24 protein-coding genes are annotated in these 25,826 nt (G+C 63.0%); 23 read left to right on the forward strand and 1 reads right to left on the reverse strand.

What is annotated here, in order from left to right:
- Positions 1 to 117: 117 nt before the first annotated feature.
- The 17 genes from FJ960_RS18855 (at position 118) to FJ960_RS18935 (ending at position 18,497) form a co-directional block, all read left to right on the forward strand.
- Positions 118 to 483 carry an NADH-quinone oxidoreductase subunit A gene (locus tag FJ960_RS18855; protein WP_010910112.1) on the forward strand — a complete coding sequence of 122 codons (366 nt, stop codon included), beginning with the start codon at positions 118 to 120 and terminating at the stop codon, positions 481 to 483.
- Positions 474 to 1,055: an NADH-quinone oxidoreductase subunit B gene (locus tag FJ960_RS18860; protein WP_027145296.1), complete on the forward strand. Its 582-nt coding sequence runs from the start codon at positions 474 to 476 to the stop codon at positions 1,053 to 1,055. The genes FJ960_RS18855 and FJ960_RS18860 overlap by 10 nt, the downstream gene beginning before the upstream one ends.
- A gap of 4 nt (positions 1,056 to 1,059) precedes the next feature.
- Positions 1,060 to 1,662 (forward strand): NADH-quinone oxidoreductase subunit C, encoded by a 603-nt coding sequence (locus tag FJ960_RS18865; protein ID WP_140502561.1) that lies wholly within the window; start codon positions 1,060 to 1,062, stop codon positions 1,660 to 1,662.
- Positions 1,663 to 2,853, forward strand: coding sequence for an NADH-quinone oxidoreductase subunit D (locus FJ960_RS18870; RefSeq protein WP_140716005.1), 1,191 nt, complete (start codon positions 1,663 to 1,665; stop codon positions 2,851 to 2,853).
- A complete protein-coding gene (locus FJ960_RS18875) occupies positions 2,854 to 4,137 on the forward strand; it encodes an NADH-quinone oxidoreductase subunit E (RefSeq protein WP_140502563.1) in 1,284 nt (427 codons plus the stop codon). It begins immediately after the preceding gene.
- An 11-nt stretch (positions 4,138 to 4,148) separates the two neighbouring features.
- On the forward strand, positions 4,149 to 5,453 hold the full coding sequence (nuoF, locus tag FJ960_RS18880; protein WP_015317342.1) for an NADH-quinone oxidoreductase subunit NuoF: 1,305 nt from the start codon (positions 4,149 to 4,151) through the stop codon (positions 5,451 to 5,453).
- Positions 5,454 to 5,519: 66 nt separating this feature from the next.
- Positions 5,520 to 6,215, forward strand: coding sequence for an NADH-ubiquinone dehydrogenase (locus tag FJ960_RS18885; RefSeq protein ID WP_140716007.1), 696 nt, complete (start codon positions 5,520 to 5,522; stop codon positions 6,213 to 6,215).
- Between the two features lie 72 nt (positions 6,216 to 6,287).
- Positions 6,288 to 8,369: an NADH-quinone oxidoreductase subunit NuoG gene (nuoG, locus tag FJ960_RS18890; protein WP_140716009.1), complete on the forward strand. Its 2,082-nt coding sequence runs from the start codon at positions 6,288 to 6,290 to the stop codon at positions 8,367 to 8,369.
- 2 nt (positions 8,370 to 8,371) lie between these two features.
- Positions 8,372 to 9,415, forward strand: a complete 1,044-nt coding sequence (gene nuoH, locus FJ960_RS18895; protein WP_023763315.1) for an NADH-quinone oxidoreductase subunit NuoH — start codon at positions 8,372 to 8,374, stop codon at positions 9,413 to 9,415.
- Positions 9,415 to 9,906, forward strand: a complete 492-nt coding sequence (gene nuoI, locus FJ960_RS18900; RefSeq protein WP_027025978.1) for an NADH-quinone oxidoreductase subunit NuoI — start codon at positions 9,415 to 9,417, stop codon at positions 9,904 to 9,906. The genes nuoH and nuoI overlap by 1 nt, the downstream gene beginning before the upstream one ends.
- 124 nt (positions 9,907 to 10,030) lie before the next feature.
- Complete coding sequence (locus FJ960_RS18905; protein WP_140716011.1) at positions 10,031 to 10,651, forward strand: NADH-quinone oxidoreductase subunit J; 621 nt, start codon at positions 10,031 to 10,033, stop codon at positions 10,649 to 10,651.
- Between the two features lies 1 nt (position 10,652).
- On the forward strand, positions 10,653 to 10,961 hold the full coding sequence (nuoK, locus tag FJ960_RS18910) for an NADH-quinone oxidoreductase subunit NuoK (RefSeq protein WP_027145288.1): 309 nt from the start codon (positions 10,653 to 10,655) through the stop codon (positions 10,959 to 10,961).
- Positions 10,962 to 10,971: 10 nt separating this feature from the next.
- Positions 10,972 to 12,945: an NADH-quinone oxidoreductase subunit L gene (nuoL, locus tag FJ960_RS18915; RefSeq protein WP_140502567.1), complete on the forward strand. Its 1,974-nt coding sequence runs from the start codon at positions 10,972 to 10,974 to the stop codon at positions 12,943 to 12,945.
- The gene (locus tag FJ960_RS18920; protein ID WP_140716013.1) at positions 12,945 to 14,450 is read left to right on the forward strand and encodes an NADH-quinone oxidoreductase subunit M; all 1,506 of its coding nucleotides are present in this window, start codon (positions 12,945 to 12,947) and stop codon (positions 14,448 to 14,450) included. Before nuoL ends, FJ960_RS18920 begins: the two co-directional genes overlap by 1 nt.
- Before the next feature lie 19 nt (positions 14,451 to 14,469).
- On the forward strand, positions 14,470 to 15,906 hold the full coding sequence (nuoN, locus tag FJ960_RS18925) for an NADH-quinone oxidoreductase subunit NuoN (RefSeq protein WP_140502569.1): 1,437 nt from the start codon (positions 14,470 to 14,472) through the stop codon (positions 15,904 to 15,906).
- A gap of 4 nt (positions 15,907 to 15,910) precedes the next feature.
- Positions 15,911 to 16,732, forward strand: coding sequence for a biotin--[acetyl-CoA-carboxylase] ligase (locus FJ960_RS18930; RefSeq protein ID WP_140716015.1), 822 nt, complete (start codon positions 15,911 to 15,913; stop codon positions 16,730 to 16,732).
- A 94-nt stretch (positions 16,733 to 16,826) separates the two neighbouring features.
- Positions 16,827 to 18,497, forward strand: a complete 1,671-nt coding sequence (locus FJ960_RS18935) for a ribonuclease J (protein ID WP_140716017.1) — start codon at positions 16,827 to 16,829, stop codon at positions 18,495 to 18,497.
- A gap of 15 nt (positions 18,498 to 18,512) precedes the next feature.
- Here the strand turns inward: FJ960_RS18935 and FJ960_RS18940 are convergent, their stop codons facing one another.
- On the reverse strand, positions 18,513 to 19,376 hold the full coding sequence (locus FJ960_RS18940; RefSeq protein WP_140502573.1) for an MBL fold metallo-hydrolase: 864 nt from the start codon (positions 19,374 to 19,376) through the stop codon (positions 18,513 to 18,515).
- Between the two features lie 125 nt (positions 19,377 to 19,501).
- On the opposite strand from FJ960_RS18940, the gene mce reads away from it, so the two are divergent.
- From mce to FJ960_RS18970, 6 genes are all read left to right on the forward strand, one after another.
- A complete protein-coding gene (mce, locus tag FJ960_RS18945) occupies positions 19,502 to 19,906 on the forward strand; it encodes a methylmalonyl-CoA epimerase (protein WP_140502575.1) in 405 nt (134 codons plus the stop codon).
- Positions 19,903 to 20,187 carry a DUF1467 family protein gene (locus FJ960_RS18950; RefSeq protein WP_140502576.1) on the forward strand — a complete coding sequence of 95 codons (285 nt, stop codon included), beginning with the start codon at positions 19,903 to 19,905 and terminating at the stop codon, positions 20,185 to 20,187. Before mce ends, FJ960_RS18950 begins: the two co-directional genes overlap by 4 nt.
- Before the next feature lie 664 nt (positions 20,188 to 20,851).
- Positions 20,852 to 22,180, forward strand: coding sequence for a proline--tRNA ligase (gene proS, locus FJ960_RS18955; protein ID WP_140502577.1), 1,329 nt, complete (start codon positions 20,852 to 20,854; stop codon positions 22,178 to 22,180).
- Entirely contained in the window at positions 22,177 to 23,463 is a 1,287-nt protein-coding gene (locus FJ960_RS18960; protein WP_027145278.1) for a lipoprotein-releasing ABC transporter permease subunit, read from the forward strand. Before proS ends, FJ960_RS18960 begins: the two co-directional genes overlap by 4 nt.
- A complete protein-coding gene (locus FJ960_RS18965; RefSeq protein WP_027145277.1) occupies positions 23,463 to 24,143 on the forward strand; it encodes an ABC transporter ATP-binding protein in 681 nt (226 codons plus the stop codon). The genes FJ960_RS18960 and FJ960_RS18965 overlap by 1 nt, the downstream gene beginning before the upstream one ends.
- 425 nt (positions 24,144 to 24,568) lie before the next feature.
- Positions 24,569 to 25,819, forward strand: a complete 1,251-nt coding sequence (locus FJ960_RS18970; protein ID WP_140502580.1) for a site-2 protease family protein — start codon at positions 24,569 to 24,571, stop codon at positions 25,817 to 25,819.
- Positions 25,820 to 25,826 lie beyond the last annotated feature (7 nt).

Genomic DNA, 25,826 nt, shown 5'->3' on the forward strand with positions numbered 1-25,826 from the left:
CCTCGCCGCGTTGCAGCATAGGCTCCTTAAAACGGTTCAGCGGTTAAACTGTCACGCTTCCGCATTAAGGTCCGGTGCTGTAATCAACGTGGATTGGCGCCAACGGAAAGCCGCTGCATGAACGCACTCCTCAGTTCGTACCTGCCCATCGTCCTGTTTATCGGCGTGGCGCTGGTGGTCGGTCTGGCGCTGCTGGCTGCGCCCTTCCTGGTAGCCTACCGCAACCCGGATCCCGAGAAGCTGTCCGCCTATGAATGCGGATTCAACTCGTTCGACGATGCCCGCATGAAATTCGACATCCGCTTCTATCTGGTGTCGATCCTGTTCATCATCTTCGACCTGGAAGTAGCCTTCCTCTTCCCCTGGGCGGTGTCCTTCTCGAAGATTGGCATGCTCGGTTTCTGGTCAATGATGGTGTTTTTGGCAGTGCTGACCATCGGCTTTGCCTATGAATGGAAAAAAGGAGCGCTGGAATGGGATTGAACGACAGTTCAGGCACCCTCGTCGCGCCGAAGCCCAAGGGTATCATTGATCCCAACACCGGCAAGCCGGTGGGGGAGGACGATCCCTTCTTCCTCGAAATCAACAACGAGCTTGCCGACAAGGGTTTTCTGGTCACCTCGACCGAGGCGCTGATCACCTGGGCGCGCAGCGGTTCGCTGATGTTCATGACCTTCGGTCTGGCGTGCTGCGCGGTCGAAATGATCCACACCTCGATGCCGCGCTACGATTCGGAGCGCTTCGGTGTCGCGCCGCGCGCGTCTCCGCGCCAGTCCGACATCATGATCGTGGCCGGCACGCTGACCAACAAGATGGCGCCGGCGCTGCGCAAGGTCTACGACCAGATGCCGGAGCCGCGCTACGTCATCTCGATGGGCTCCTGCGCCAATGGCGGCGGCTATTACCACTATTCCTATTCGGTGGTGCGCGGCTGCGACCGGGTAGTGCCGGTCGACATCTATGTGCCCGGCTGCCCGCCGAGCGCCGAAGCCCTGCTCTACGGCATTCTTCTGCTGCAGAAGAAAATCCGCCGCACCGGCACGATCGAACGGTAAATCCATGGCCGCATCCCTTACCGAACTGTCGACCTATCTCGGCGAGAAGCTGATCGGCCGCGTCAATGACGCGGTGCTCGCCTATGGCGAGCTCTCTATCAATGTCGAGCCGCGCGACCTGGTCGAAGTGATGACCTTCCTGCGCGACGATGCGCGCTGCCAGTTCATCTCGATCATCGATGTCTGCGGCGCCGACTATCCGTCGCGGGCCAAGCGCTTCGACGTCGTCTACCATCTGCTGTCGCCGAAACAGAATGTCCGCATCCGGGTCAAGGTGCAGGCCGACGAAGAGACGATGGTGCCGTCGATCACCGGCGTTTATCCAGGCGCCGACTGGTTCGAGCGCGAGACCTACGATCTCTATGGCGTGCTGTTCTCGGGCCACCCGGACCTGCGCCGCCTGCTGACCGATTACGGGTTCGAAGGCCATCCGCTGCGCAAGGATTTCCCGCTGACCGGTTTCGTCGAAGTGCGCTACGACGACGAGGCCAAGCGCGTGATCTATGAGCCTGTGGAACTGAAGCAGGAATTCCGCAATTTCGATTTTCTTTCCCCTTGGGAAGGCACCGACTATGTGCTGCCCGGGGATGAGAAGGCAAAGCAGTAAATGGCCGAAACCTCCATCCGCAATTTCAACATCAATTTCGGCCCTCAACACCCTGCGGCGCATGGTGTTTTGAGGTTGGTCCTCGAACTCGACGGCGAAGTCGTCGATCGCGTCGATCCGCATATCGGCCTGCTGCATCGTGGTACGGAAAAGCTGATCGAGGCCAAGACCTATCTGCAGGCGGTGCCTTATCTCGACCGGCTCGACTATTGCGCCCCGATGAACCAGGAGCATGCCTTCGCGCTCGCCGCCGAGCGCCTGCTCGGCATCGAGGTGCCGAGGCGCGGCCAACTGATCCGCGTGCTCTATTGCGAAATCGGCCGCATCATGTCGCACATCCTCAATGTGACGACGCAGGCGATGGACGTCGGCGCGCTGACGCCGCCGCTGTGGGGTTTCGTCGAGCGCGAAAAGCTGATGGTGTTTTATGAGCGGGCCTCCGGCTCGCGCATGCATGCGGCCTATTTCCGTCCCGGCGGCGTCCACCAGGACCTGCCGCGCCAACTGGTCGAGGACATCGGCAAATGGATCGACCCGTTCCTGAAATCGCTCGATGACCTCGACAAGCTGCTCACCGGCAACCGCATCTTCAAGCAGCGCAATGTCGATATCGGCATTGTTTCGCTGGCCGACGCCTGGGCCTGGGGCTTTTCGGGCGTCATGGTGCGCGGCTCGGGTTCGCCTTGGGACCTGCGCAAGTCGCAGCCCTATGAATGCTATTCGGAAATGGATTTCGACATCCCGATCGGCAAGAACGGCGACTGCTTCGACCGTTATCTCCTGCGCATGGAAGAAATGCGCCAGTCGGCGCGGATCATGCGCCAATGCGTCGACCTGCTGCTCGGCAAGGAGAGCACCGGTCCGGTGTCGAATCTCGACGGCAAGGTAGTGCCGCCCAAGCGCGCGGCGATGAAGCGCTCGATGGAAGCGCTGATCCATCACTTCAAGCTCTACACCGAAGGCTATCGCGTGCCGGCCGGCGAGGTCTATGCGGCGGTCGAGGCGCCGAAGGGGGAGTTCGGCGTCTATCTGGTCTCCGACGGCACCAACAAGCCCTACCGCTGCAAGCTGCGCGCACCTGGTTTCGCGCATCTGCAAGCCATGGATTTCCTCTGCCGCGGCCACCTGCTGGCCGACGTCACCGCCGTTCTTGGCTCCCTCGACATCGTGTTTGGTGAGGTCGATCGCTAAATGTCAGTCCGCCGTCTCGCAGAAGCCAGCGTCCAGCCAGCCTCCTTCGCCTTCAACCGTGCGAATGCGGCGGCTGCCAAGCAATGGATCAAGAAATACCCCAAGGGCCGCGAGCAGTCGGCGATCATTCCGCTTTTGATGCTGGCGCAGGAGCAGGAAGGCTGGGTCACCAAGGCGGCGATCGAGACCATCTCCGACATGCTCGACATGCCCCGTATTCGCGGGCTCGAGGTCGCGACCTTCTACACGCAGTATCAGTTGAATCCCGTCGGCACACGCGCGCACATCCAGGTTTGCGGCACCACGCCGTGCATGCTGCGCGGCTCGGAAGCGCTGATGGATGTGTGCCGTTCGAAAATCCATCACGAGCAGTTCCATACCAACGACAAGGGCACCTTGTCGTGGGAGGAGGTGGAGTGTCTCGGCGCCTGCGTCAACGCGCCGATGGTCATGGTGTTCAAGGACACGTTCGAGGATCTGACGCCGGAACGGCTGGCCGAAATCATCGATCTCTACGATGCCGGCAAGGGGGCCTCGGTGGCGCCCGGACCGCAGAATGGCCGTACAGGCTCGGAGCCGGCCTCCGGTTTGACGACGCTCAAGAGCGAAAAGGCTATCCTCAAGTCGACCCGCGATCGGGAGGCCCGGGAAGCAGCCAAGGCTGCCAAGGCAGCACCCGGCGCGATCATCGCGGCGCCGGTGCCGCCACCGGCGGCTGGTGCCCCTGTCGCGCCGTCCAATGCCAGCAAGCCGAAGACCGACGCGCCTGAGACCAGCCCGGTGTTGAAGACGCCTTCAAAGGCCAAGGTGGCGCCGGCGACGGAGAAGGCGGCGAGCGTTTCTGCGCCGCTGCATTCGGCCGCCAATGCCAACAAGGCGGCGCCGGAAGTGGAGAAGGTCTCCAAGCAGCGCAGTGGACCGACGGTCAGGGCCGAACCGGCATCGGCCTTCAAGGCGCCGGAAGCCAAGGTGCCAGTCGCAAAGCCGGCAAAACCATCGCTGGAGGACAAGAATCGTCCAGCCGGTATCGACAGGCCGGCCGCGGTCGACGATCTCAAGCTGATCTCCGGGGTCGGTCCGAAGATCGAGGGTATCCTGCACACGCTGGGCATCTTCACCTTCGCGCAGGTCGCGTCGTGGAAGAAGGCCGAACGAGAGTGGGTCGACGGCTATCTCTCCTTCCAGGGCCGCATCGACCGCGACGACTGGGTCCGCCAAGCCAAGGCGCTCGCGAAGGGCGGCGTCGCCGAATACATCCGCGTCTTCGGCAAGAAGCCGGTCTGAGGGACGAAAAAATGCTTCAGGACAAAGACCGCATCTTCACCAATATCTACGGCCTCTTCGACAAGTCGCTGGCCGGTGCCATGGCGCGCGGCGCCTGGGACAACACGCCCGGCATCGTCGCCAAGGGGCGTGAGTGGATCGTCAACGAGATGAAGGCGTCGGGCTTGCGCGGACGCGGCGGCGCCGGCTTTCCGACCGGCCTGAAATGGTCGTTCATGCCCAAGCAGAGCGACGGCCGGCCGAGCTATCTCGTCATCAATGCCGACGAATCCGAGCCCGGCACCTGCAAGGACCGCGATATCCTGCGCAACGACCCGCACACGCTGGTCGAAGGCGCGTTCCTGGCCGGCTTCGCCATGGGCGCGATTGCCGCCTACATCTATGTACGCGGCGAATTCATCCGCGAGCGCGAGGCGCTGCAGCGGGCGATCGAGGAGGCCTACGAGGCCAAGCTGATCGGCAAGAACAATACGTCGGGCTATGATTTCGAAATCTATATGCATCACGGCGCCGGCGCCTATATCTGCGGCGAGGAAACGGCGCTGCTGGAAAGCCTCGAAGGCAAGAAGGGCCAGCCCCGGCTGAAGCCGCCATTCCCGGCCAATGTCGGCCTTTATGGTTGCCCGACGACGGTCAACAATGTCGAATCGATCGCGGTGGCGCCGACCATCCTGCGCCGCGGGGCGGCGTGGTTCTCGTCCTTCGGCCGGCCCAACAATGTCGGCACCAAGCTGTTCTGCGTCTCCGGCCATGTCAACAATCCGTGCACCGTCGAAGAAGCGATGTCGATCCCGTTCCGCGAACTGATCGAGACGCATTGCGGCGGCATCCGCGGCGGCTGGGACAATCTGCTCGCGGTCATTCCGGGCGGCGCCTCGGTGCCGCTGGTGCCGGCGGAGCAGATCATCGACACGCCGATGGATTTCGACGCGTTGCGCGATCTCAAATCCGGCCTCGGCACGGCGGCCGTCATCGTCATGGACAAGTCGACCGATGTCGTGAAGGCGATCGCGCGGCTTTCCTACTTCTACAAGCATGAAAGCTGCGGCCAGTGCACGCCGTGCCGCGAGGGTACCGGCTGGATGTGGCGGGTGATGGAGCGGCTGGTGCGCGGCGAGGCGCAGAAGCGCGAGATCGACATGCTGCTCGACGTCACCAAGCAAGTCGAGGGCCACACGATCTGCGCGCTGGGCGATGCGGCGGCATGGCCGATCCAGGGCCTGATGCGGCATTTCCGCGGCGAGGTGGAGCGGCGTATCGACGAATTTTCGCGCAACGCGCACCGGGCCGAACCGGTGATGGTGGCGGCGGAATAAAAAGAAACTTTTGAACTCGGGAAGAAAACGGGGCGGGACGAACGAAGAATCGACCAGGAGAACTCTATGGCGCCGTATTCGACACCCTACCCATTGATGCCCAATTTGGACCAGATCGAGAAGATGAACCAAGACCTGACCAGGATGCTGCCGAAGGAGATGGCCAACGCCGTCAACCTTTTCGCGCACCCTGTGGCGGGTGCGGTGGCGATGTCGGCGCTTGGCATGGGGCTCGCCAATCATGCGTTCGGCGTCTGGATGGGCGCGCTTTCGGGAGCCGCCGAGGCGTCACAGCGCCTCATGCAGCCGCTGATCGAGGATTTCGAAGCACGCGTCGAGCAATTCGAGGACGCGAACTCGTCATCCACCAGGGCGCGGGCGACGGCGAAGACCATGATTGCCGAGGCGCAGTCGTTCGCCCAGGAAGTCACCGATATCGCAGCCAGGGAAACCGCCATCATCGCGCCGACCGCAAGCGCCGCTCCGGCAACAAGCGAGGCCGCCGATGTGCTGCTGCCCGAGGATTTCCGTCAGCCCAAGGCCATGGCGAAGCCCGCGAAGCCGTCCGACCTCAAGGCGATATCGGGCGTCGGTCCGAAGCTGGAAAAAGTGCTGAACGGTCTCGGTATCTGGACGTTCGCCCAGATCGCGGCATGGTCGCCGCAAGAGATCGCCTGGGTCGACGATTATCTGTCGTTCAACGGCCGTATCGGCCGCGACGGCTGGACTGCCCAGGCCGCGGCGCTGGCCGCCAAGAAGTAAACGGATATCGGGCGCTGGTTCTGTCGCGTCCGGGAAATGAGATTGCGGGAAATCCGCAGGGGTTTGAGACAAATGGCAAAGCTCAAGGTCGACGGGAAAGAAATCACTGTACCCGACCATTACACGCTGCTGCAGGCGGCCGAGGACGCGGGCGCGGAAGTGCCGCGCTTCTGCTTCCACGAGCGGCTGTCGATCGCCGGCAATTGCCGCATGTGCCTGATCGAGGTGAAGGGCGGGCCGCCCAAGCCGCAGGCCTCCTGCGCCATGGGCGTGCGCGACCTGCGCCCCGGTCCGAACGGCGAGCCGCCGGAAATCTTCACCAACACGCCCATGGTCAAGAAGGCCCGGGAAGGCGTGATGGAATTCCTACTGATCAACCACCCGCTGGATTGCCCGATCTGCGACCAGGGCGGCGAGTGCGACCTGCAGGACCAGGCGATGGCCTTCGGCGTCGATTCCTCGCGCTACCACGAGAACAAGCGCGCGGTGGAAGACAAGTATATCGGCCCGCTGGTCAAGACGGTGATGAACCGCTGCATCCACTGCACGCGTTGCGTCCGCTTCACCACCGAGGTAGCCGGCATTTCCGAACTTGGCCTGATCGGCCGTGGCGAGGATGCCGAGATCACTACCTATCTCGAGCAGGCAATGACCTCGGAACTGCAGGGCAATGTCATTGATCTCTGCCCGGTCGGCGCGCTGACCTCGAAGCCTTTCGCCTTCCAGGCGCGGCCGTGGGAGCTGACCAAGACCGAATCCATCGACGTCATGGATGCCGTCGGCTCGGCGATCCGCGTCGATAGCCGCGGGCGCGAAGTGATGCGCATCCTGCCGCGCGTCAACGAGGCCGTGAACGAGGAATGGATTTCCGACAAGACCCGCTTCATCTGGGACGGCCTGCGCACGCAGCGCCTCGACCGCCCCTATGTGCGCAAGGACGGCAAGCTGGTTCCGGCGAGCTGGGCCGAAGCGTTCGCATCGATCAAGGACGCGGTTTCGAAGACGACGCCTGAGAAGATCGGCGCGATCGCGGGCGATCTCGCGGCGGTCGAGGAAATCTTTGCGCTGAAGCTTTTGATGGCTTCGCTCGGTTCGAAGAACATCGATTGCCGCCAGGATGGCGCCGCGCTCGATCCGGCGCTCGGACGCGCCAGCTATATCTTCAACCCGACCATCGAAGGCATCGAGCAGGCGGACGCGGTGCTGATCATCGGCGCCAATCCGCGCTTCGAGGCTTCGGTGCTCAATGCCCGCATCCGAAAGCGCTGGCGCCTCGGCAATCTGCCGGTCGGCGTCATCGGCGAAGTCGGCGACACGCGCTATGGCTACGAACAGCTGGGTGCCGGGCCGGATTCGCTGAAGGATCTGGCGGATGGCAACGGCAAGTTCTTCCAGACGCTGAAGAAGGCGACACACCCGCTGATCATCGTCGGCCAGGGCGCCCTGGCGCGCGCCGATGGCGCGGCCGTACTCGGCCAGGCGGCCAGGCTCGCCGCTGCCGTCAATGCTGCCCGCGCCGACTGGAACGGCTTCGCCGTGCTGCACACTGCAGCCGCGCGCGTCGGCGGCCTCGACCTCGGCTTCGTACCGGGCGAGGGCGGCAAGGCCGTTGCCGGCATGCTGGGTGAGACGGACGTGCTGTTCCTGCTCGGTGCCGACGAGATCGACATGAGCAAGACCGGCGGCGCCTTCGTCGTCTATGTCGGCACGCATGGCGACGCCGGCGCACACCGCGCCAATGTCATCCTGCCGGCGGCGGCCTATACCGAAAAGTCGGCCACCTATGTCAACACGGAAGGGCGCGTGCAGCAGACCAACCGCGCCGGCTTCGCACCGGGGGATGCGCGCGAGGACTGGGCGATCCTCAGGGCACTGTCCGACGTGCTGGGCAAGAAACTGCCGTTCGATTCGCTGCCGCAACTGCGTGCCAAGCTTTATGGCGAATACCCGCATCTCGCCCGCATCGACCAGGTCGCGGCTGGTAATGCCGAGGACATCGCCAGGGTCGCGAAGCTAGGCGGACGGCTGAACAAGGGCACCTTCACCTCGCCGGTCAAGGATTTCTATCTGACCAATCCGATCGCGCGGGCATCGGCCGTGATGGCGGAATGCTCGGCACTGGCCAAGAGCGGCTTCAAGCAGGCGGCGGAATAAGCATGGACACCTTCTTCTCCTTCTACGTGCTGCCGGCGCTGCTGATCCTGCTGAAGTCAGTCGTGCTGATCGTCGTGCTGCTGATCTTCGTCGCCTACATCCTTTACGCCGACCGCAAGATCTGGGCGGCCGTGCAGCTTCGCCGTGGTCCGAACGTCGTCGGCCCCTGGGGCACGCTGCAGGCCTTCGCCGATTTGTTGAAGTTCGTCTTCAAGGAACCGGTCATCCCGTCAGGCGCCAATAAGGGCGTCTTCCTGCTGGCGCCGCTGGTCTCGGCCGTGCTGGCGATCTCGGCCTGGGCGGTCATTCCGGTCAGCCAGGGTTGGGCGATCGCCAACGTCAATGTCGGCATCCTTTATGTCTTCGCCATCTCGTCGCTCGAGGTCTATGGCGTAATCATGGGCGGCTGGGCGTCCAACTCGAAATATCCGTTCCTCGGTGCGCTGCGGTCGGCGGCCCAGATGGTATCCTATGAAGTCTCGATCGGCTTCGTCATTGTCACCGTGCTGCTCACCGCCGGCTCGCTCAACCTCAGCGATATCGTGCTGTCGCAGCAGGGTGGGCTCGGTACGCGGCTTGGCCTGCCCAACACGTTCCTCGACTGGAACTGGCTGGCGCTGTTCCCGATGTTCATCATCTTCTTCATTTCGGCGCTGGCCGAGACGAACCGTCCGCCCTTCGATCTGGTCGAAGCCGAATCGGAGCTGGTCGCCGGCCACATGGTCGAATATTCGTCGACGCCGTTCCTGCTGTTCTTCCTCGGTGAATATGTCGCCATCGTGCTGATGTGCGCGCTGGCCACCATCCTGTTCCTCGGCGGCTGGCTGCCGCCCTTCGACTTCGCGCCTTTCACCTGGGTGCCCGGCGTGATCTGGTTCGTGCTGAAGGTTTGCTTCGTCTTCTTCGGCATCTCGATGGTGAAGGCCTTCGTGCCGCGCTACCGCTACGACCAGCTGATGCGGCTGGGCTGGAAAGTGTTCCTGCCGATCTCGCTGTTCATGGTCGTCGCCACGGCGGCCTTCCTCAAGATCACGGGGTTTGCGTGATGTCCGCTTTGTCTCAAGCCGCAAAATCGCTGCTGCTGCAGGATTTCGTCAGCGCCTTCTTCCTGTCGATGCGCCAGTTCTTCGCGCCGAAGGAGACGATCAACTATCCGCACGAAAAGGGGCCGATCAGCCCGCGCTTCCGGGGCGAGCATGCGCTGCGCCGCTATCCCAACGGCGAGGAACGCTGCATCGCCTGCAAGCTGTGCGAGGCGATCTGCCCGGCGCAGGCGATCACCATCGAGGCCGGCCCGCGCCGCAATGACGGCACGCGCCGCACGGTGCGTTACGACATCGACATGGTGAAGTGCATTTATTGCGGCTTCTGCCAGGAAGCCTGCCCGGTCGACGCCATCGTCGAGGGGCCGAATTTCGAATTCGCGACGGAGACGCGCGAGGAACTCTACTACGACAAGGACAGGCTGCTGGCGAATGGCGACCGGTGGGAGCGCGAACTGGCGCGCAACATCTCGCTGGATGCGCCGTATCGCTGACATTTGACGCATGGACGGGGCGAGGGGCCTCGTCTAAGGACAAGCAACTTGCCAGCCGGAGGCGGCGGCAGAAAATCGGATAGGCGCAAGCGTCGTGTCCGGACAGGAACCCGGGGGATCCCCAATGCTGAGTGGACTAGAGGCGGCCTTTTTCTACCTCTTCGCCTTTGTCGCGGTGGCGTCGGCGTTCATGGTCATTTCGTCGCGCAACCCCGTGCATTCGGTGCTGTTCCTGATTCTGACCTTCTTCAACGCGGCCGGCCTGTTCATGCTGACCGGCGCCGAGTTCCTGGCGATGATCCTGCTTGTCGTCTATGTCGGCGCCGTCATGGTGCTGTTCCTGTTCGTCGTCATGATGCTCGACGTCGACTTCGCCGAGATGAAGGAAGGAGCCCTGCAATACGCGCCGATCGGTGCGATGGTCGGGCTGATCCTGGCGGCGGAGCTGATCGTCGTGCTGGGCGGCTACACCTTCGCGCCGAAGCTCGCCTCGGCGGTCGCAAAGCCCATTCCGGATCTCGCCGCGCGCTCGAACACGGCAGCGCTCGGCGACATCCTCTATACCGACTACCTCTATTACTTCCAGATTTCGGGCCTCATCCTGCTGGTCGCCATGATCGGCGCCATCGTCCTGACGCTACGCCACAAGGAAGGAGTCAAGCGGCAGTCGATCGCAGCCCAGGTCGGCCGCACGCCGGCGACCGGCATGGAAATCCGCAAGGTCAAGTCGGGCGAAGGAGTCTGAGATGGTCGTCGGCATCGCACATTATCTGGCCGTATCGGCGATCCTGTTCACGCTCGGCGTGTTCGGCATCTTCCTCAACCGCCGCAACATCATCGTCATCCTGATGTCGATCGAATTGATCCTGCTCGCCGTCAATATCAACTTCGTCGCCTTTTCGGCGGCGCTCGGCGATCTGGTCGGCCAGGTGTTCGCGCTGTTCGTGCTGACGGTCGCGGCGGCTGAGGCCGCAATCGGACTTGCCATTCTCGTCGTCTTCTTCCGCAACCGTGGCTCGATCGCGGTCGAAGACGTGAACGCCATGAAGGGTTGACGGAACCACCATGTATCAGGCCATCGTCTTCCTTCCACTGCTCGGCTTCCTGATCGTCGGCCTGTTCGGCACGTCGCTCGGTGCCAAGGCATCCGAATACATCACCTCCGGCTTCCTGGTGATCGCGGCCGTGCTGTCATGGGTCGCCTTCTTCAGCGTCGGTTTCGGCCATGGCGAGGTGTTCACCGTGCCGGTGCTGCACTGGATCCAGTCCGGCGGCCTGGACGTCTCCTGGGCGCTGCGGATCGACACGCTGACAGTGGTGATGCTGGTGGTGGTCAACACCGTGTCGGCGCTGGTTCACATCTATTCGATCGGCTACATGCACCACGATCCGAACCGGCCGCGCTTCTTCGCCTATCTGTCGCTGTTCACCTTCGCCATGCTGATGCTGGTGACGGCCGACAACCTCGTGCAGATGTTCTTCGGTTGGGAAGGGGTGGGCCTCGCGTCCTACCTGCTGATCGGCTTCTGGTACAAGAAGCCGTCGGCCAATGCCGCCGCCATCAAGGCCTTCGTCGTCAACCGCGTCGGCGATTTCGGCTTCGCGCTCGGTATTTTCGGCCTGTTCGTGCTGTTCGGCTCGGTCAATCTCGGCACGATCTTCGCCAATGCGGCGACGTTCATTCCTGCTGAAGGCGCGCCGCAGGGTGCCGCCGTGCTCACCTTCCTCGGCCATGCGCTGGACAAGCAGGCGGCGATGACCGTCGTCTGCCTGCTGCTGTTCATGGGCGCCATGGGCAAGTCGGCGCAGGTGCCGCTGCACACCTGGCTGCCGGACGCCATGGAAGGCCCGACGCCGGTGTCGGCGCTCATCCATGCCGCCACCATGGTGACCGCCGGCGTGTTCATGCTGGCGCGGCTGTCGCCGCTGTTCGAATTGTCGCATTCGGCGCTGACGGTGGTGACCTTCATCGGTGCCTTCACCGCCTTCTTCGCGGCGACCGTCGGCCTGGTCCAGAACGACATCAAGCGCGTCATCGCCTATTCGACCTGCTCGCAGCTCGGCTACATGTTCGTGGCGCTCGGCGTCGGCGCCTATGGCGCTGCGATCTTCCACCTGTTCACGCACGCCTTCTTCAAGGCGCTGCTGTTCCTTGGCTCGGGCTCGGTCATCCATGCCGTCTCCGACGAGCAGGACATGCGCAAGATGGGCGGCTTGAGGAAGCTGATCCCGACCACCTACTGGATGATGGTGATCGGCACTCTGGCGCTGACGGGCGTCGGCATTCCGGTGACCGTTATCGGTACCGCCGGCTTCTTCTCCAAGGACGCCATCATCGAGACGGCCTTTGCCGGGCACAATTCGGTCGCGGGGCTGGCCTTCGTGGCCCTGGTCATCGCCGCCGGCTTCACCTCCTTCTACTCCTGGCGGCTGATCTTCATGACCTTCCATGGCGAGCCGCGGGCGAGCCACGAGGTGATGCATCACGTCCATGAATCACCGCCGGTGATGCTGGTGCCGCTGTTCATCCTGGCGGCCGGCGCTTTGTTTGCCGGCATCATCTTCCACGGCGCCTTCATCGGCGAGGGCTATGCCGAATTCTGGAAGGCGTCGCTGTTCACGCTGGCGGACAACCACATCCTGCACGAGATCCACGAACTGCCGCTGTGGGTCGAGCTCTCGCCCTTCATCGCCATGCTGATAGGACTCGCGGTGGCCTGGCAGTTCTACATCCGGTCCCCGGAAATGCCGAGGAATCTCGCTGCCCAGCATCGCGGACTCTACGCCTTCCTGCTCAACAAGTGGTATTTCGACGAGCTTTACGACTTCCTGTTCGTGCGGCCGGCCAAGCGTCTCGGTTCCTTCCTGTGGAAGACCGGTGACGGGACCATCATCGATGGGCTCGGGCCGGACGGCATTTCGGCGCGCGTCGTCGATGTCACCAACCGCGTCGTCAAGCTGCAGACCGGCTATCTCTATCACTATGCCTTCGCCATGCTGATCGGCGTTGCCGCACTCGTCACCTGGATGATGCTCTGATGACCGCCTGGCCAATCCTCTCGCTGGTCACCTTCCTGCCGCTGGTTGGTGTGCTGCTGATCCTGTTCATCAACGATGACAGCGAAAACGCGCGCCGCAACATCCGCGCCATTGCGTTCATAACCACGGCATCCACCTTCCTGGTGTCGCTGTTGATCTGGACCGGCTTCGACAATTCGCAGGCCGGCTTCCAGTACGTCGAAAAGGTCGCCTGGCTCGACTCCGGCATTTCCTACCATTTGGGCGTCGACGGCATTTCCATGCTGTTCGTCATCCTGACGACCTTCCTGATGCCGCTTTGCATCCTGGCGTCGTGGGAAGCGATCGAGAAGCGCGTCAAGGCCTACATGATCGCCTTCCTGCTTCTGGAAACGCTGATGATCGGCGTGTTCTGCGCTTTGGACATCGTGCTGTTCTACGTCTTCTTCGAAGCCGGCCTGATCCCGATGTTCATCATCATCGGCGTGTGGGGAGGCAAGCGGCGCGTCTACGCCTCGTTCAAATTCTTCCTCTATACGCTGGCCGGCTCGGTGCTGATGCTGCTCGCCATCATGGCGATGTTCTTCCAGTCCGGCACCACCGACATCCCGACGCTTTTGACGCACAACTTCCCGGCCAACATGCAGACCTGGTTGTGGCTCGCCTTCTTCGCCTCCTTCGCGGTGAAGATGCCGATGTGGCCGGTACATACCTGGCTGCCCGACGCGCATGTCGAGGCGCCGACGGCAGGCTCGGTCATCCTGGCCGCCATCCTCTTGAAAATGGGCGGGTACGGCTTCCTGCGCTTCTCCCTGCCGATGTTCCCGCTGGCGTCCGAGATGTTCGCGCCGCTGGTGTTCACGCTGTCGGTCGTCGCCATCATCTACACCTCGCTGGTGGCGCTGATGCAGGAGGACATGAAGAAGCTGATCGCCTATTCCTCGGTCGCCCATATGGGCTTCGTCACCATGGGCATCTTCGCCATGAACCAGGAAGGCGTGCAGGGCGCGATCTTCCAGATGCTCAGCCACGGCCTGGTCTCGGGCGCGCTGTTCCTGTGCGTCGGCGTCATCTATGACCGCATGCATACCCGCGAGATCGCCGCCTATGGCGGCCTCGTCAACAACATGCCGAAATACGCCACCGTGTTCATGATCTTCACCATGGCCAATGTCGGCCTGCCTGGCACGTCAGGCTTCGTCGGCGAGTTCCTGACCATGCTCGGCGTGTTCCGCGTCAATACCTGGGTGGCGTTCTTCGCCGCCACCGGCGTCATCCTGTCGGCCGCCTACGCGCTTTGGCTCTATCGTCGGGTGATCTTCGGCGCACTAACCAAGGACAGCCTGAAGGGACTGCTCGATCTGTCGACCCGCGAGAAGGCGATCATCTATCCGCTGGTCGTGCTGGTCATCTTCTTCGGCGTTTATCCCGCACCCGTCTTCGACGCGACGGCCCAGTCGGTCAAGTCGCTCGTCACCAATGTCACCGCATCCATCGGCGCCGCGCAGACCGCGGCGGCGAACTGACCCAGGGGTTTTGCGAACCATGACGCCGGACCTTCTCTCCAGCCTGTCGCTCTCGACGCCCGAGCTGATCCTTGCCATCGGCGCGCTCGCGCTGCTGATGGTCGGGGCCTATTCGCGTTCCAACACCGCCAATACGGTGACCGGCCTTGCCGTCGCCGTGCTGGTGATCGCAGGCGCCTGGCTGATCTTCCACGCCGGGCAGGGCACCGCCTATGGCAATGCCTTCATCCAGGATTCCTTCGCCCGCTTCATGAAGGTGCTGGCGCTGGTCGGTTCGGCGGTGACGCTCATCATGTCGATGCGCTTTGCCAAGGCGGAGCGTTTCGACAAGTTCGAATATCCGGTGCTGATCCTGCTTTGCACGCTCGGCATGATGCTGATGATCTCGGCCAACGGCATGATCGGGCTCTATCTCGGCCTCGAACTGCAGTCGCTGGCGATCTACGTGCTGGCGGCGATCAACCGCGACAATCTGCGTTCGACCGAGGCAGGCCTGAAATATTTCGTCCTCGGCGCGCTGTCCTCGGGCATGCTGCTCTATGGTATCAGCCTGGTCTATGGTTACACCGGCAACACCGGTTTCCAGGAGATCGCCACCGCACTTGGCGGCGGCGAGCGCCAGCTTGGCCTCGTCGTCGGCCTCGTCTTCGTGCTGGCCGGGCTTGCCTTCAAGATCTCGGCGGTGCCGTTCCACATGTGGACGCCAGACGTCTATGAAGGCGCGCCGACGCCGGTGACGGCCTTCCTGGCGGCAGCGCCGAAAATGGCGGCGATGGCGCTGATCGTGCGCGTCACCATGGGCGCGTTCAAGCCGATCGCTTCCGACTGGCAGCAGATCATCGTCTTCATCTCGATCGCCTCGATGGCGCTTGGCGCTTTCGCCGCCATCGGCCAGACCAACATCAAGCGGCTGATGGCCTATTCCTCGATTGGCCATATGGGCTACGCGCTGGTCGGCCTCGCCGCCAACAGCCAGGCCGGTGTGCGCGGCGTCGCCATCTATATGCTGATCTACCTGGTGATGACGTTGGGCACCTTCGCCTTCATCCTCGCCATGCGGCGCAAGGAAGGCAATGTCGAGCAGATCAGCGATCTCGCCGGCCTGTCGTCGACCAACCCTGTGATGGCGACGATCCTGACGGTCCTGATGTTCTCGCTGGCCGGCATTCCGCCGCTCGCCGGCTTCTGGGGGAAGTGGTACGTCTTCCTCGCAGCCATCAACGCCAATCTCTACGCGCTGGCGATCATCGGCGTGCTGGCCTCGGTGGTGGGCGCCTACTATTATCTGCGCATCATCAAGATCATGTGGTTCGATGAGCCGGTCGGCGGCTTCGTGCCGATGGCCAGCGAATTGCGTGTCGTGCTCGGCGTCAGTGGCGCGTTCGTGCTGTTCTATGTGCTGATCGGCGGGCCGATCGGCACCTATGCCGAAGCCGCCGCCAAGACATTTTTCTGACGGGATGGCATTTCGGCTGGCTCCAACCTCGGCGTCGGAAGGGTTCCGGCTCGAAGCGCATGACAGTGTCGGCTCCACCAACGCGCTGGCGCTGGACCATGCCCGGGCGGGCGACCCGGGCAAGCTCTGGGTCGTTTCCAAAAAGCAGGAAAGCGGGCGCGGCCGGCGTGGCCGTGCCTGGGCAACGCCGGAAGGCAATCTGGCGGCGACGCTGCTTGTCATCACCGCCGGCGAGCTTCGCCTGGCCGCGACGCTCGGCTTTGTCGCCGGGCTGGCGCTGGCGGACGCGCTCGACGCGGTGGTGCCGAAGAGCCGCATCGCGATAGGTCTCGACGGTGCGAGCCAGGGACGGAACCGCTTCGAGCTGAAATGGCCAAACGACGTGCTCGCCTCCGGGGCCAAGCTCGCCGGCATCCTCTTGGAGTCGGCGATGCTTGATGGTGGCCGTTTCGCGGTGGCGGTAGGCATCGGTGTCAACGTGGTGGCGCACCCGCAGGATTTGCCGTATCCCGCGACATCGCTTCATGCGTTGGGTGCGGCTTGCGATGCCGAAACGCTGTTTTTGGCGCTGTCGGATGCCTGGAGCGAGAATGCCCGCCTTTGGGACGAAGGGCGTGGCCTTGCCGCCATCAGGAAGCGTTGGCTGGCCCGCGCAGCTGGCCTTGGCGGCGAGGTTGCTGTCAGAATTGACGGTAATGTGGTGCGCGGCGTCTTCGAGACCATTGACGAGGACTGCCGTTTCGTGATCCGCGACGATGAAGGGTCTGTTCTGACGATCGCCGCCGGCGATGTGCATTTCGGCGCGGTCGCGTCCGCGCGGGTATAGTTTTGTTCTTGAGCAATTCCGGGCTGAAAACGGTTAGACACTTTTGCTGGAATTGCTTTAACGGCTTGGCCTGAGGGCCAGGAAGGGAAAAATCATGGCGAAAGCGGACAACGCCGAACTCGTCTTCGTGCCGCTTGGCGGCGTCGGCGAGATCGGCATGAACTTCGCCCTCTACGGCTACGGCCCGCCGAGCGCGCGCGAGTGGATCGTGATCGATGTCGGCGTCACCTTTCCCGACGCAGCGCATCCGGGCGTCGACCTGATCCTGCCCGACACGCGCTTTATCGAGGAGAACCTCGCCAATTTGCGCGGCATCATCATCACCCACGCGCATGAGGACCACTACGGTGCGCTGCTCGACACCTGGCCGAAGCTGAAGGCGCCGGTCTGGATGACGCCATTCAGCGCCGGGCTGCTGGAAGCCAAGCGGCAGGGCGAGCAGGGCGCACCGAAGATCCCGCTGTCGATCTACCGGGCCGGCGAAAAGTTCACCGTCGGTCCCTACGAGATCGAAGCCATTCCGGTGGCGCATTCCATCCCCGAGCCGATGTCGCTGGCGATCACCTCGCCGGCCGGCACCGTCATCCATACCGGCGACTGGAAGATCGATCCGGAACCGACGATCGGACCCAAGACCGATGAGGCGCGTTTCCGCGCCTATGGCGACAAGGGCGTGCTGGCGCTGATCTGCGATTCGACCAACGCGCTGCGCGAAGGCGATTCACCCTCGGAAGTGGCCGTGGGCGAGGGCCTGAAAGGTGTCATCCAGGCCGCCAAGGGCCGCGTCGCCGTCACCACTTTTTCCTCCAATGTCGGACGTATCGTCTCGATCGCCCGGGCGGCGCGCGATGCCGGCCGCCAGTGCCTGGTGCTCGGCCGCTCGCTGAAGCGCGTCATCGATGTCGCTGACGAGCTTGGCTACATGGACGGTCTGCCGGAGTTCATCGCCGAGGAGGATTTCGGTTTCATCCCGCGCGAGAACCTGGTCATCATCTGCACCGGCAGCCAGGGCGAGCCGCTGGCGGCGCTGGCGAAACTGTCGCGCGATGAGATGAAATCGGTGTCGCTGACGGCGGGCGACACGGTGGTGTTTTCTTCGCGCACCATTCCCGGTAACGAAAAGGCGATCCTCGAAATCAAGAACCGCCTGATCGATCTCGGCATCAAGATCATCGAGGACGGCGATGCGCTGGTGCATGTCTCCGGCCATCCCCGGCGCAGCGAACTGCGCAAGATGTATGAATGGGTGCGCCCGCAGATAGGCGTTCCCGTACACGGCGAGGCCGCGCATCTGGTGGCGCAGGGTTCGCTGATGTCGATGTCGGGCATCGGCCAGGTGGCGCAGGTGCGCGATGGCGACATGCTGCGGCTGGCGCCGGGTCCCGCGACCATCATCGACCAGGTGCCGTTCGGCCGCGTCTACAAGGACGGCAATCTGATCGGTACCGACCAGGCGATGGGTATTCGCGACCGGCGCAAATTGTCCTTTGCCGGTCATGTCGCGGTCAATGTCGTTCTCGACGATATGTATGAACTGGCCGGCGATCCCGATCTGGTCGCAATTGGCGTGGCCGAGGCCGATGCCCGTGGCGAGACGCTCGAGGACCTGATGATCGATGCGGCCGTCGGCGCGGTCGATTCGATCCCCCGTCAGCGCCGCAAGGACCTCGACCTGGTGCAGGAGGCGGTGCGGCGCGCGGTACGCGGCGCGGCGAACGAAGCCTGGGGCAAGAAACCGTTGGTGACTGTTTTCGTCACCCGTTGAGAGGGGCAGGGCTGGTCAGACGTTCAACTGATAGCTGACCGGAATCCAGCGAAAGGACCCGCCTATCTGCCCGACATAGCCCAGGCCCGGAAACGGCATGTGATGACCTGCGACGAGCAGGCGCCGTTCCGAAGCCATCCTCAGCAGCCGCTTGCGGGTCTCGATTGCCCTTTCCTTGTCGTCGTCGAAATCGGCATGCCACTCCGGATGCTGGATGGACACGACATAGTGCAGGAAAGCGTCCGACCAGATTAGCAATTGCTGCCCGCCGCTTTCGACAAGGAAGGCCAAAAGCCCGGGAGAGTGACCGGCTGCATCGATGGCAGTGATGCCCGGCACCACTTCGTCTCCAGGCGCTATGAATGTCGCGCGATCGGCCAGTCCGGTGCAAATCCGCCTGAAGAGATCACGGTTGGCCAACCTGGCCGCGCGCACAGCATTTCCTTCGGTCCAGAAGGCGAATTCCGCCGCGCCGAATACATAGCGCGCCCGGCTGAAAACCGGTTCGCCGTTCCGGACAAGCCCGCCAATGTGGTCCGGATGCCCGTGCGTGATGACCACGACATCGATGTCATCGGGGCCGAGCCCAAGGGCTTGCAGACAGCCCAGGAGTGAACTGTCTTCATCTCCGCAGCCAGTGTCGAACAGGATCTTTTCGGAACCGGTGTCGACCAGCGTCGGGACGAAGCAATGTTCGTAGCGATCCGGGTCGATGAAATTCGAGACCGCGAGTTCGTGCACGGCCGCCGGCGGCTGTCCGGCCGCGAAGGCCGATGCAAGCTTGTCTCTGATATCAACGGCGTCGAGCAAAGCGGCAACTTTGAACGACCCGAGATCGAAGGTGAACACGCGGGCGCGGGCAGGGCTGATTCCGGACATTGCCGTTTGTACTTCGCTGATGTCGTTTGCAACAGGTGCGACAGTGCGCTCCTCGTGAAAGGCTGTCGGTCTCGGTTGATTTGACGTATGACGCCAACCTTGGACCTGGGAGAAAAAAGCTCGCCATGCTCGGACGACTGAACCATGTCGCGCTTGCGGTGCCGGATTTGACTGCCGCCATTGCCGCTTACCGCAACACACTCGGCGCCGAAGTGACCGAGCCGCAGGCTTTGCCGGAGCATGGCGTCGCCGTGGTGTTCGTCAATGTCGGCAACACCAAGATCGAATTGCTGGAGCCGCTCGGCGAGAACTCGCCGATCGCGGCATTCCTGGCGAAGAACCCATCGGGCGGCATGCATCATCTCTGCTACGAGGTCGACGATATCCTGGCCGCGCGCGACCAGCTCAAGGCTGCCGGCGCCCGCGTGCTTGGCGACGGCAATCCCAAGTCAGGTGCGCATGGCAAGCCGGTGTTGTTCCTGCATCCGAAGGATTTCTTCGGTACGCTGATCGAACTGGAGCAATCATGAGCTGGGTCTCGTTCACCGCCCTGTTTTTCGCGACTTGGTGGGTGGTGCTGTTTGCCGTTCTGCCGTTCAGCGTCAAGACGCAGGATGACGATCATGACGTGACGCTGGGCACGGTTGCGAGCGCGCCGCGCGGGCCGCATATGTTGCGTGCCGTGATCCGCACCACCATCGCGACGGCGATCCTGATGGGCATTTTCTACGGTTTGACGCACGGGCTGGGATATAGCCTCAACGACATCCCGCACATCGTGCCGGATTTCGGCCAGACCCCAGCGAAATAGAGCGCCCGGTAAGGCTGCTCCCCAAAGGTGCTCCAACGAGATCGGAGCGCTGCGGATGATATTGAGATGCCGCCCCGCCTGCCGGCCACGGGCTGCTGACGCGAGGTCATGTAGCCTGGCAATTCGCGGCGCTAACCAGATGATTGCACAAAAAAAATGCAAGGCACAAGGCCTTGCAATTAAACGCGTCCGATCTGTTTCCGGTGTCCGGCGGCAGCGAATAACCGCGCCTAGATCGCATCCTCCCAAGACTTTGACCGCGTAGGAAGGCAGATTTGTTTCTGCCCTCTCGGTTATCGGGGCACATTAGCCTAACGGAAATGAAAATGTCACGAAGAATTTTGCCTTGAAACGGGCATTCTCGTGCTGCACTGCACAATAGTGCGGCAGGCTTTGCTTTTGAAACGGACAGCCAGGGTTGATAGAGCCTTTGCGGCATGTTCGCGATTGACGCGCGCAAAGAATTGGTGGGCAAATCCGAAGAGGATCGGTGCGTTCCATTGTCGGCGCGGACTGATCCGGAGCGCGGGATTCCGGGACGGAAGGGGCTGATGTGGTGGGATGGCCGGGTTTCCATTCGGTCATGAAATCGCTATGAAGCCGGGGCAAGCAAGCCTGCGCCCCGCCGATTCTGGCGTGGCCATTCTCATTCACGGACCAGTCCATGCGTTTGTCGCGCTATTTCCTGCCTATCCTTAAAGAAAATCCGCGCGAGGCCGAAATCGTCTCGCATCGGCTGATGCTGCGCGCCGGCATGATCCGACAGCAGGGGCAGGGCAGTTTTTCCTGGCTGCCGCTGGGCAAGCGGGTGCTGGACAAGGTCTGCAAGATCATCCGCGAGGAGCAAAACCGCGCCGGCGCGCTGGAGATCCTGATGCCGACCATCCAGTCGGCCGATCTGTGGCGCGAGAGCGGCCGTTACAACGACTACGGCAAGGAGATGCTGCGCATCAAGGACCGTCAGGACCGCGACATGCTCTACGGACCGACCAACGAGGAAATGGTCACCGAGATTTTTCGCGCCTACGTCAAGTCCTACAAGGACCTGCCGCTCAACCTCTACCACATCCAGTGGAAGTTCCGTGACGAGGTGCGGCCGCGCTTCGGCGTGATGCGTTCGCGCGAATTCCTGATGAAGGACGCCTATTCCTTCGATCTCGACTTCGAGGGCGCGCGGGCCGCCTATAACAGGATGTTCGTGTCCTATCTCCGGACCTTCACCCGCATGGGCCTGCAGGCAATCCCGATGCGGGCCGACACCGGACCGATCGGCGGCGATCTCAGCCATGAGTTCATCATCCTGGCCGATACAGGCGAGAGCCAGGTTTTCTGCCATCGCGATTATCTGTCGCTTGCCGTGCCTGGCGCGAACACCGACTTCGCCAATGACGGCGAGATATCGGACATCGTCAAGACGTGGACGACGCCTTACGCCGCTACCGACGAGATGCATGACGAGGCGGCCTGGGAGAAGGTCCCGACAAGTGACCGGGTCTCGGCGCGCGGCATCGAGGTCGGCCATATCTTCCACTTCGGCGAGAAATACTCCAAGCCGATGGGCGCCAAGGTGACCGGCCCCGACGGCAAGGATCATTTCGCCTCCGGCGGCTCCTACGGCATCGGCCCGTCGCGGCTGGTCGCGGCGATCATCGAGGCCAGCCACGACGAGAACGGCATTATCTGGCCGGAAGCGGTGGCGCCGTTCGATATCGGCCTGATCAACATGAAGGCGGGCGACGCCGACTGCGACCGCGTCTGCGACGAGCTCAACGCTGCCTTCACGGCCGCCGGCAAGGACCTGCTCTACGACGATACGGACCAGCGGCCGGGCGGCAAATTCGCCACCGCGGACCTGATCGGCCTGCCCTGGCAAGTGATTGTCGGGCCGCGCGGCGTGGCCGCCGGCGAGGTCGAGATCAAGAATCGCAAGAGCGGCGAGCGCGTGACGCTGCCGATCGCCGACGCGGCAAAACGCTTCGGTGCCGCCGCATGAGCGAGGCGGCGGCAGCGAGATCGGCGGGCGCCGGCCCGTTCTCAATCTTCGAACGCACGGTTGCGTGGCGCTATTTGCGCTCGCGGCGCAAGGAGACGGTGATCTCGGTGATCGCCTCGATCTCCTTTCTCGGCATCATGCTGGGCGTCGCCACGCTGATCGTGGTCATGGCCGTGATGAACGGGTTCCGCGCCGAGCTTTTGACGCGCATACTCGGCGTCAACGGCCATCTGATCGTGCAGCCGCTCGATTCGCCACTCGAGGACTATGCCCAGGTCGCCAGCCGCATCAACGGCGTGTCCGGCGTCAAATACGCTATTCCGCTGATCGATGGCCAGGTGCTGGCGCAAGGCAATGTCGGCGGCGGCACCGGCGCGCTGGTGCGCGGTATCAGGGGTGAAGACCTCGGCAAGATCGCCATCGTGGCCAGCAACATCAAGCAAGGCACGCTCGCCGATTTCGATACCGGCGAGGGCGTCGCCATCGGCAAGCGCATGGCCGAGAATCTCGGCTTGGCGCTCGGCGATACCATCACCTTGATCTCGCCGGACGGGGATGTGACGCCGCTCGGCACCACACCGCGCATGAAGGGCTACAAGATCGCCGCGATCTTCGAAGTCGGCATGTCGGAGTATGACAGCTCCATCGTCTACATGCCGTTCTCCGAAGCGCAGCTCTATTTCAACATGGACGGCCGGGCGCAGACGATCGAGATCTATGTCGACAATCCCGATGATGTCGATGCGCTGAAACCGAAGGTGGAAGAGGCGGCGCAACGCCCCATCGACCTCGTCGACTGGCGCCAGCGCAACGAGACCTTCTTTTCCGCCCTTCAGGTCGAGCGCAACGTGATGTTCATGATCCTGACGCTGATCGTGCTGGTGGCGGCGCTCAACATCATTTCCGGACTGATCATGCTAGTGAAGGACAAGGGGCATGACATCGCCATCCTGCGCACCATGGGCGCCTCGCGCAGCGCCATCCTGCGCATCTTCCTGATGACGGGAGCGGCGATCGGCGTGACGGGCACGCTCGCCGGCGTGCTGCTCGGCGTCCTGATCTGCACCAACATCGAATCGATCCGCCAGTTCTTCTCCTGGATGACCGGCAAGGTGCTGTTCAATCCGGAGCTGTATTTCCTCAGCCAGTTGCCGGCCAAGATGGATCCGCGCGAGACGACCTACGTCATCATCATGGCGCTGGCGTTGTCCTTCCTGGCAACGGTGTTTCCAGCCTGGCGGGCGGCCCGCCTCGATCCGGTCGAAGCGTTGAGGTATGAGTAGTGGCCGAGGTCATTATCGAGCTGAAGAGCGTCGAGCGGCACTATGTCCAGGGGCCGCGCAAGCTCACCATACTGAACGGCGCCGACTTCTCGCTGCGGCGCGGCGAAATGGTGGCGTTGGTGGCGCCGTCGGGCACCGGCAAGTCGACGCTGCTGCATACGGCGGGCCTGCTGGAGCGTCCCGACGCCGGAGACGTGATCTTGTCCGGCCGCGCCTGCGGCCGGTTGTCCGACGACGAGCGCACCTCGATCCGCCGCAACGATGTCGGCTTCGTCTATCAGTTCCATCATTTGCTGCCGGAGTTTTCGGCGCTGGAAAACATCATGATGCCGCAGCTCATCAAGGGGCTGCCGCGCAAGGAAGCGGGCGAGCGCGCCGCGCAACTGCTCGACTACATGCAGATCGGCAAGCGGGCGTCGCACCGGCCATCCGAGCTGTCCGGCGGCGAGCAGCAGCGTGTCGCCATTGCGCGAGCTGTCGCCAATGCGCCGCTGGTGCTGCTCGCCGACGAGCCGACCGGCAATCTGGACCCGGTCACCGCCTCCTATGTGTTCGAGGCGCTGGAGGCGCTGGTGCGGCAATCGGGTCTCGCCGCGCTGATCGCCACCCACAATCACGAACTGGCATCGCGCATGGACCGGCGCGTCACGCTCTCCGACGGCAAGGTGGTGCCGCTTTAGTCTGTGCGTCAGGTGTTGCCGGCCTGACCTGAAACTCAACACCTGCGTGTTTCGCGAGTGCCCGACGCCCGCCATTTTCCCTGCCTGTTGGTAGGCGGCGGGCTGTCAACCTTTTCTTAACTCTGCCGATCTGATCGCCCGGAGATTTTGGATGCGGTCGGATTCTGTTCGTTGACAATGGAACAAAATTAGAACAAATTAGAAACATATCCACAACAGGAGAGAGTTATGACCGATTTGGTTCAGGATGTCATCTCGCTGGTTTGCATGAGTGCGTTTCTTGTTTCCATGGCGATCTGGATCGGAGCCATGTGAGTTGGCGGCATCCGCCATCGCTATTCCCGATGGCCGTAAGCCGCTCCGCCGTTAAGCTTTTCTTGCCGCCGCGACGTTAGGGTGCGCCTCCAGGCAGGAGCAACGTCCAGGTGTCGCCCATCGTCACGGCCATTCTCGTGGCCAGCAATCTCGGGCTGATCTTTCTCTTGATGACCGTGCCGCTCGGTTTGCGCACGGTCCGGTCGAGCCGCGTCGTGGCAATGGACCGGCAGCGCTTGTGGCAAGCGCTGTGGCCACTTGGCAGCGATGCCGGCTGGTCCGGCGAGATCCTGTCGGCGCAGCCGCTGGACGAAGGGGGCGTGGCCCGCATCATGCTGTCGTGGGAAGGCCGCGACGGCAAGCCGATCGAGCGCAGGGCGCGGTTTGAAGACGTCGTCGAGGGCAGCCGCTTCTCGATGCGGGTGATCGAGGACACCGCGCTCGATGGCTCGTTCTGGAAGGATTATGGCGAGACCGCCGAACTGGTTTCGCAGGGCAGCGGCACACGCGTGACGCTCAGCCGCACAGACCGGTATCGCGGCGTCGCTTTCCTGGTGTTCCGTTACTTCGCCATGCGCCGCGAGCTCTCCAAGCTGCAGTGTTGGGCAAGGACCGGGCAGTACCGCAAGGGCGGCTGGTTCGAGCATCCGCTGAGCCAGGTCGGCTTTGCCGTGCTGTCGGCGTTGATGCTGTGGCCGTTCTTCGGCCTTCACCTCGGCGGGCTGGCGCTGGCCGCGATCCTGACGTCGGTGGTGGCACTGCACGAACTCGGCCACATGGCGGCGTTTCGGCTGACGGGCCATCGCAGGGCGCGGATGATCTTCATCCCGCTGCTTGGCGGCATCGCCATTGGCGGCCGGCCCTACAACAGCCGTTTCGAAGTGGCCTTCGTGGCGTTGATGGGGGCGGGGTTCTCAGCCTTCCTGGTGCCGATCGTCATTGCCGCCAGCGTGCTTGCCGGCGGCGAGGGCCACAAGGCCGCGGCCGCGCTGCTGGCCGCGCTTGCGGGCTGCGTGGCCCTGTTCAACATCGCCAATCTGGTGCCGGTGTGGAAATTCGACGGCGGCCAGGTGCTGCGCCAGATCTGCCCGGGGCCAATCGTCCTGGCGCTGGCGTCCTTCTCGCTGCTTTCGGCCTTTCTGGCGCTCGGCTGGCGGGCTGGTTTTTCGTCGGGCTTCCTGCTGGCGGCCGGTGCGGTGTTTTCGATCCTCAGCCTGCTCACCGTCGGCAGCGGCGTGAAGCCACGTCATGAACTGGAGCCGATCGGCACCGTCGACCGTCTCGTCATCGCAGGGGCCTTGCTGGCGGTGTTCGCCATCCATGGCTGCGGCGTGTTGTGGGCGTCGGCCCAACTGATCTGACGCGCGG

Origin of the sequence: Mesorhizobium sp. B2-3-11 (genome assembly GCF_006442215.1) — a bacterium.
Lineage (GTDB): Bacteria > Pseudomonadota > Alphaproteobacteria > Rhizobiales > Rhizobiaceae > Mesorhizobium > Mesorhizobium salmacidum.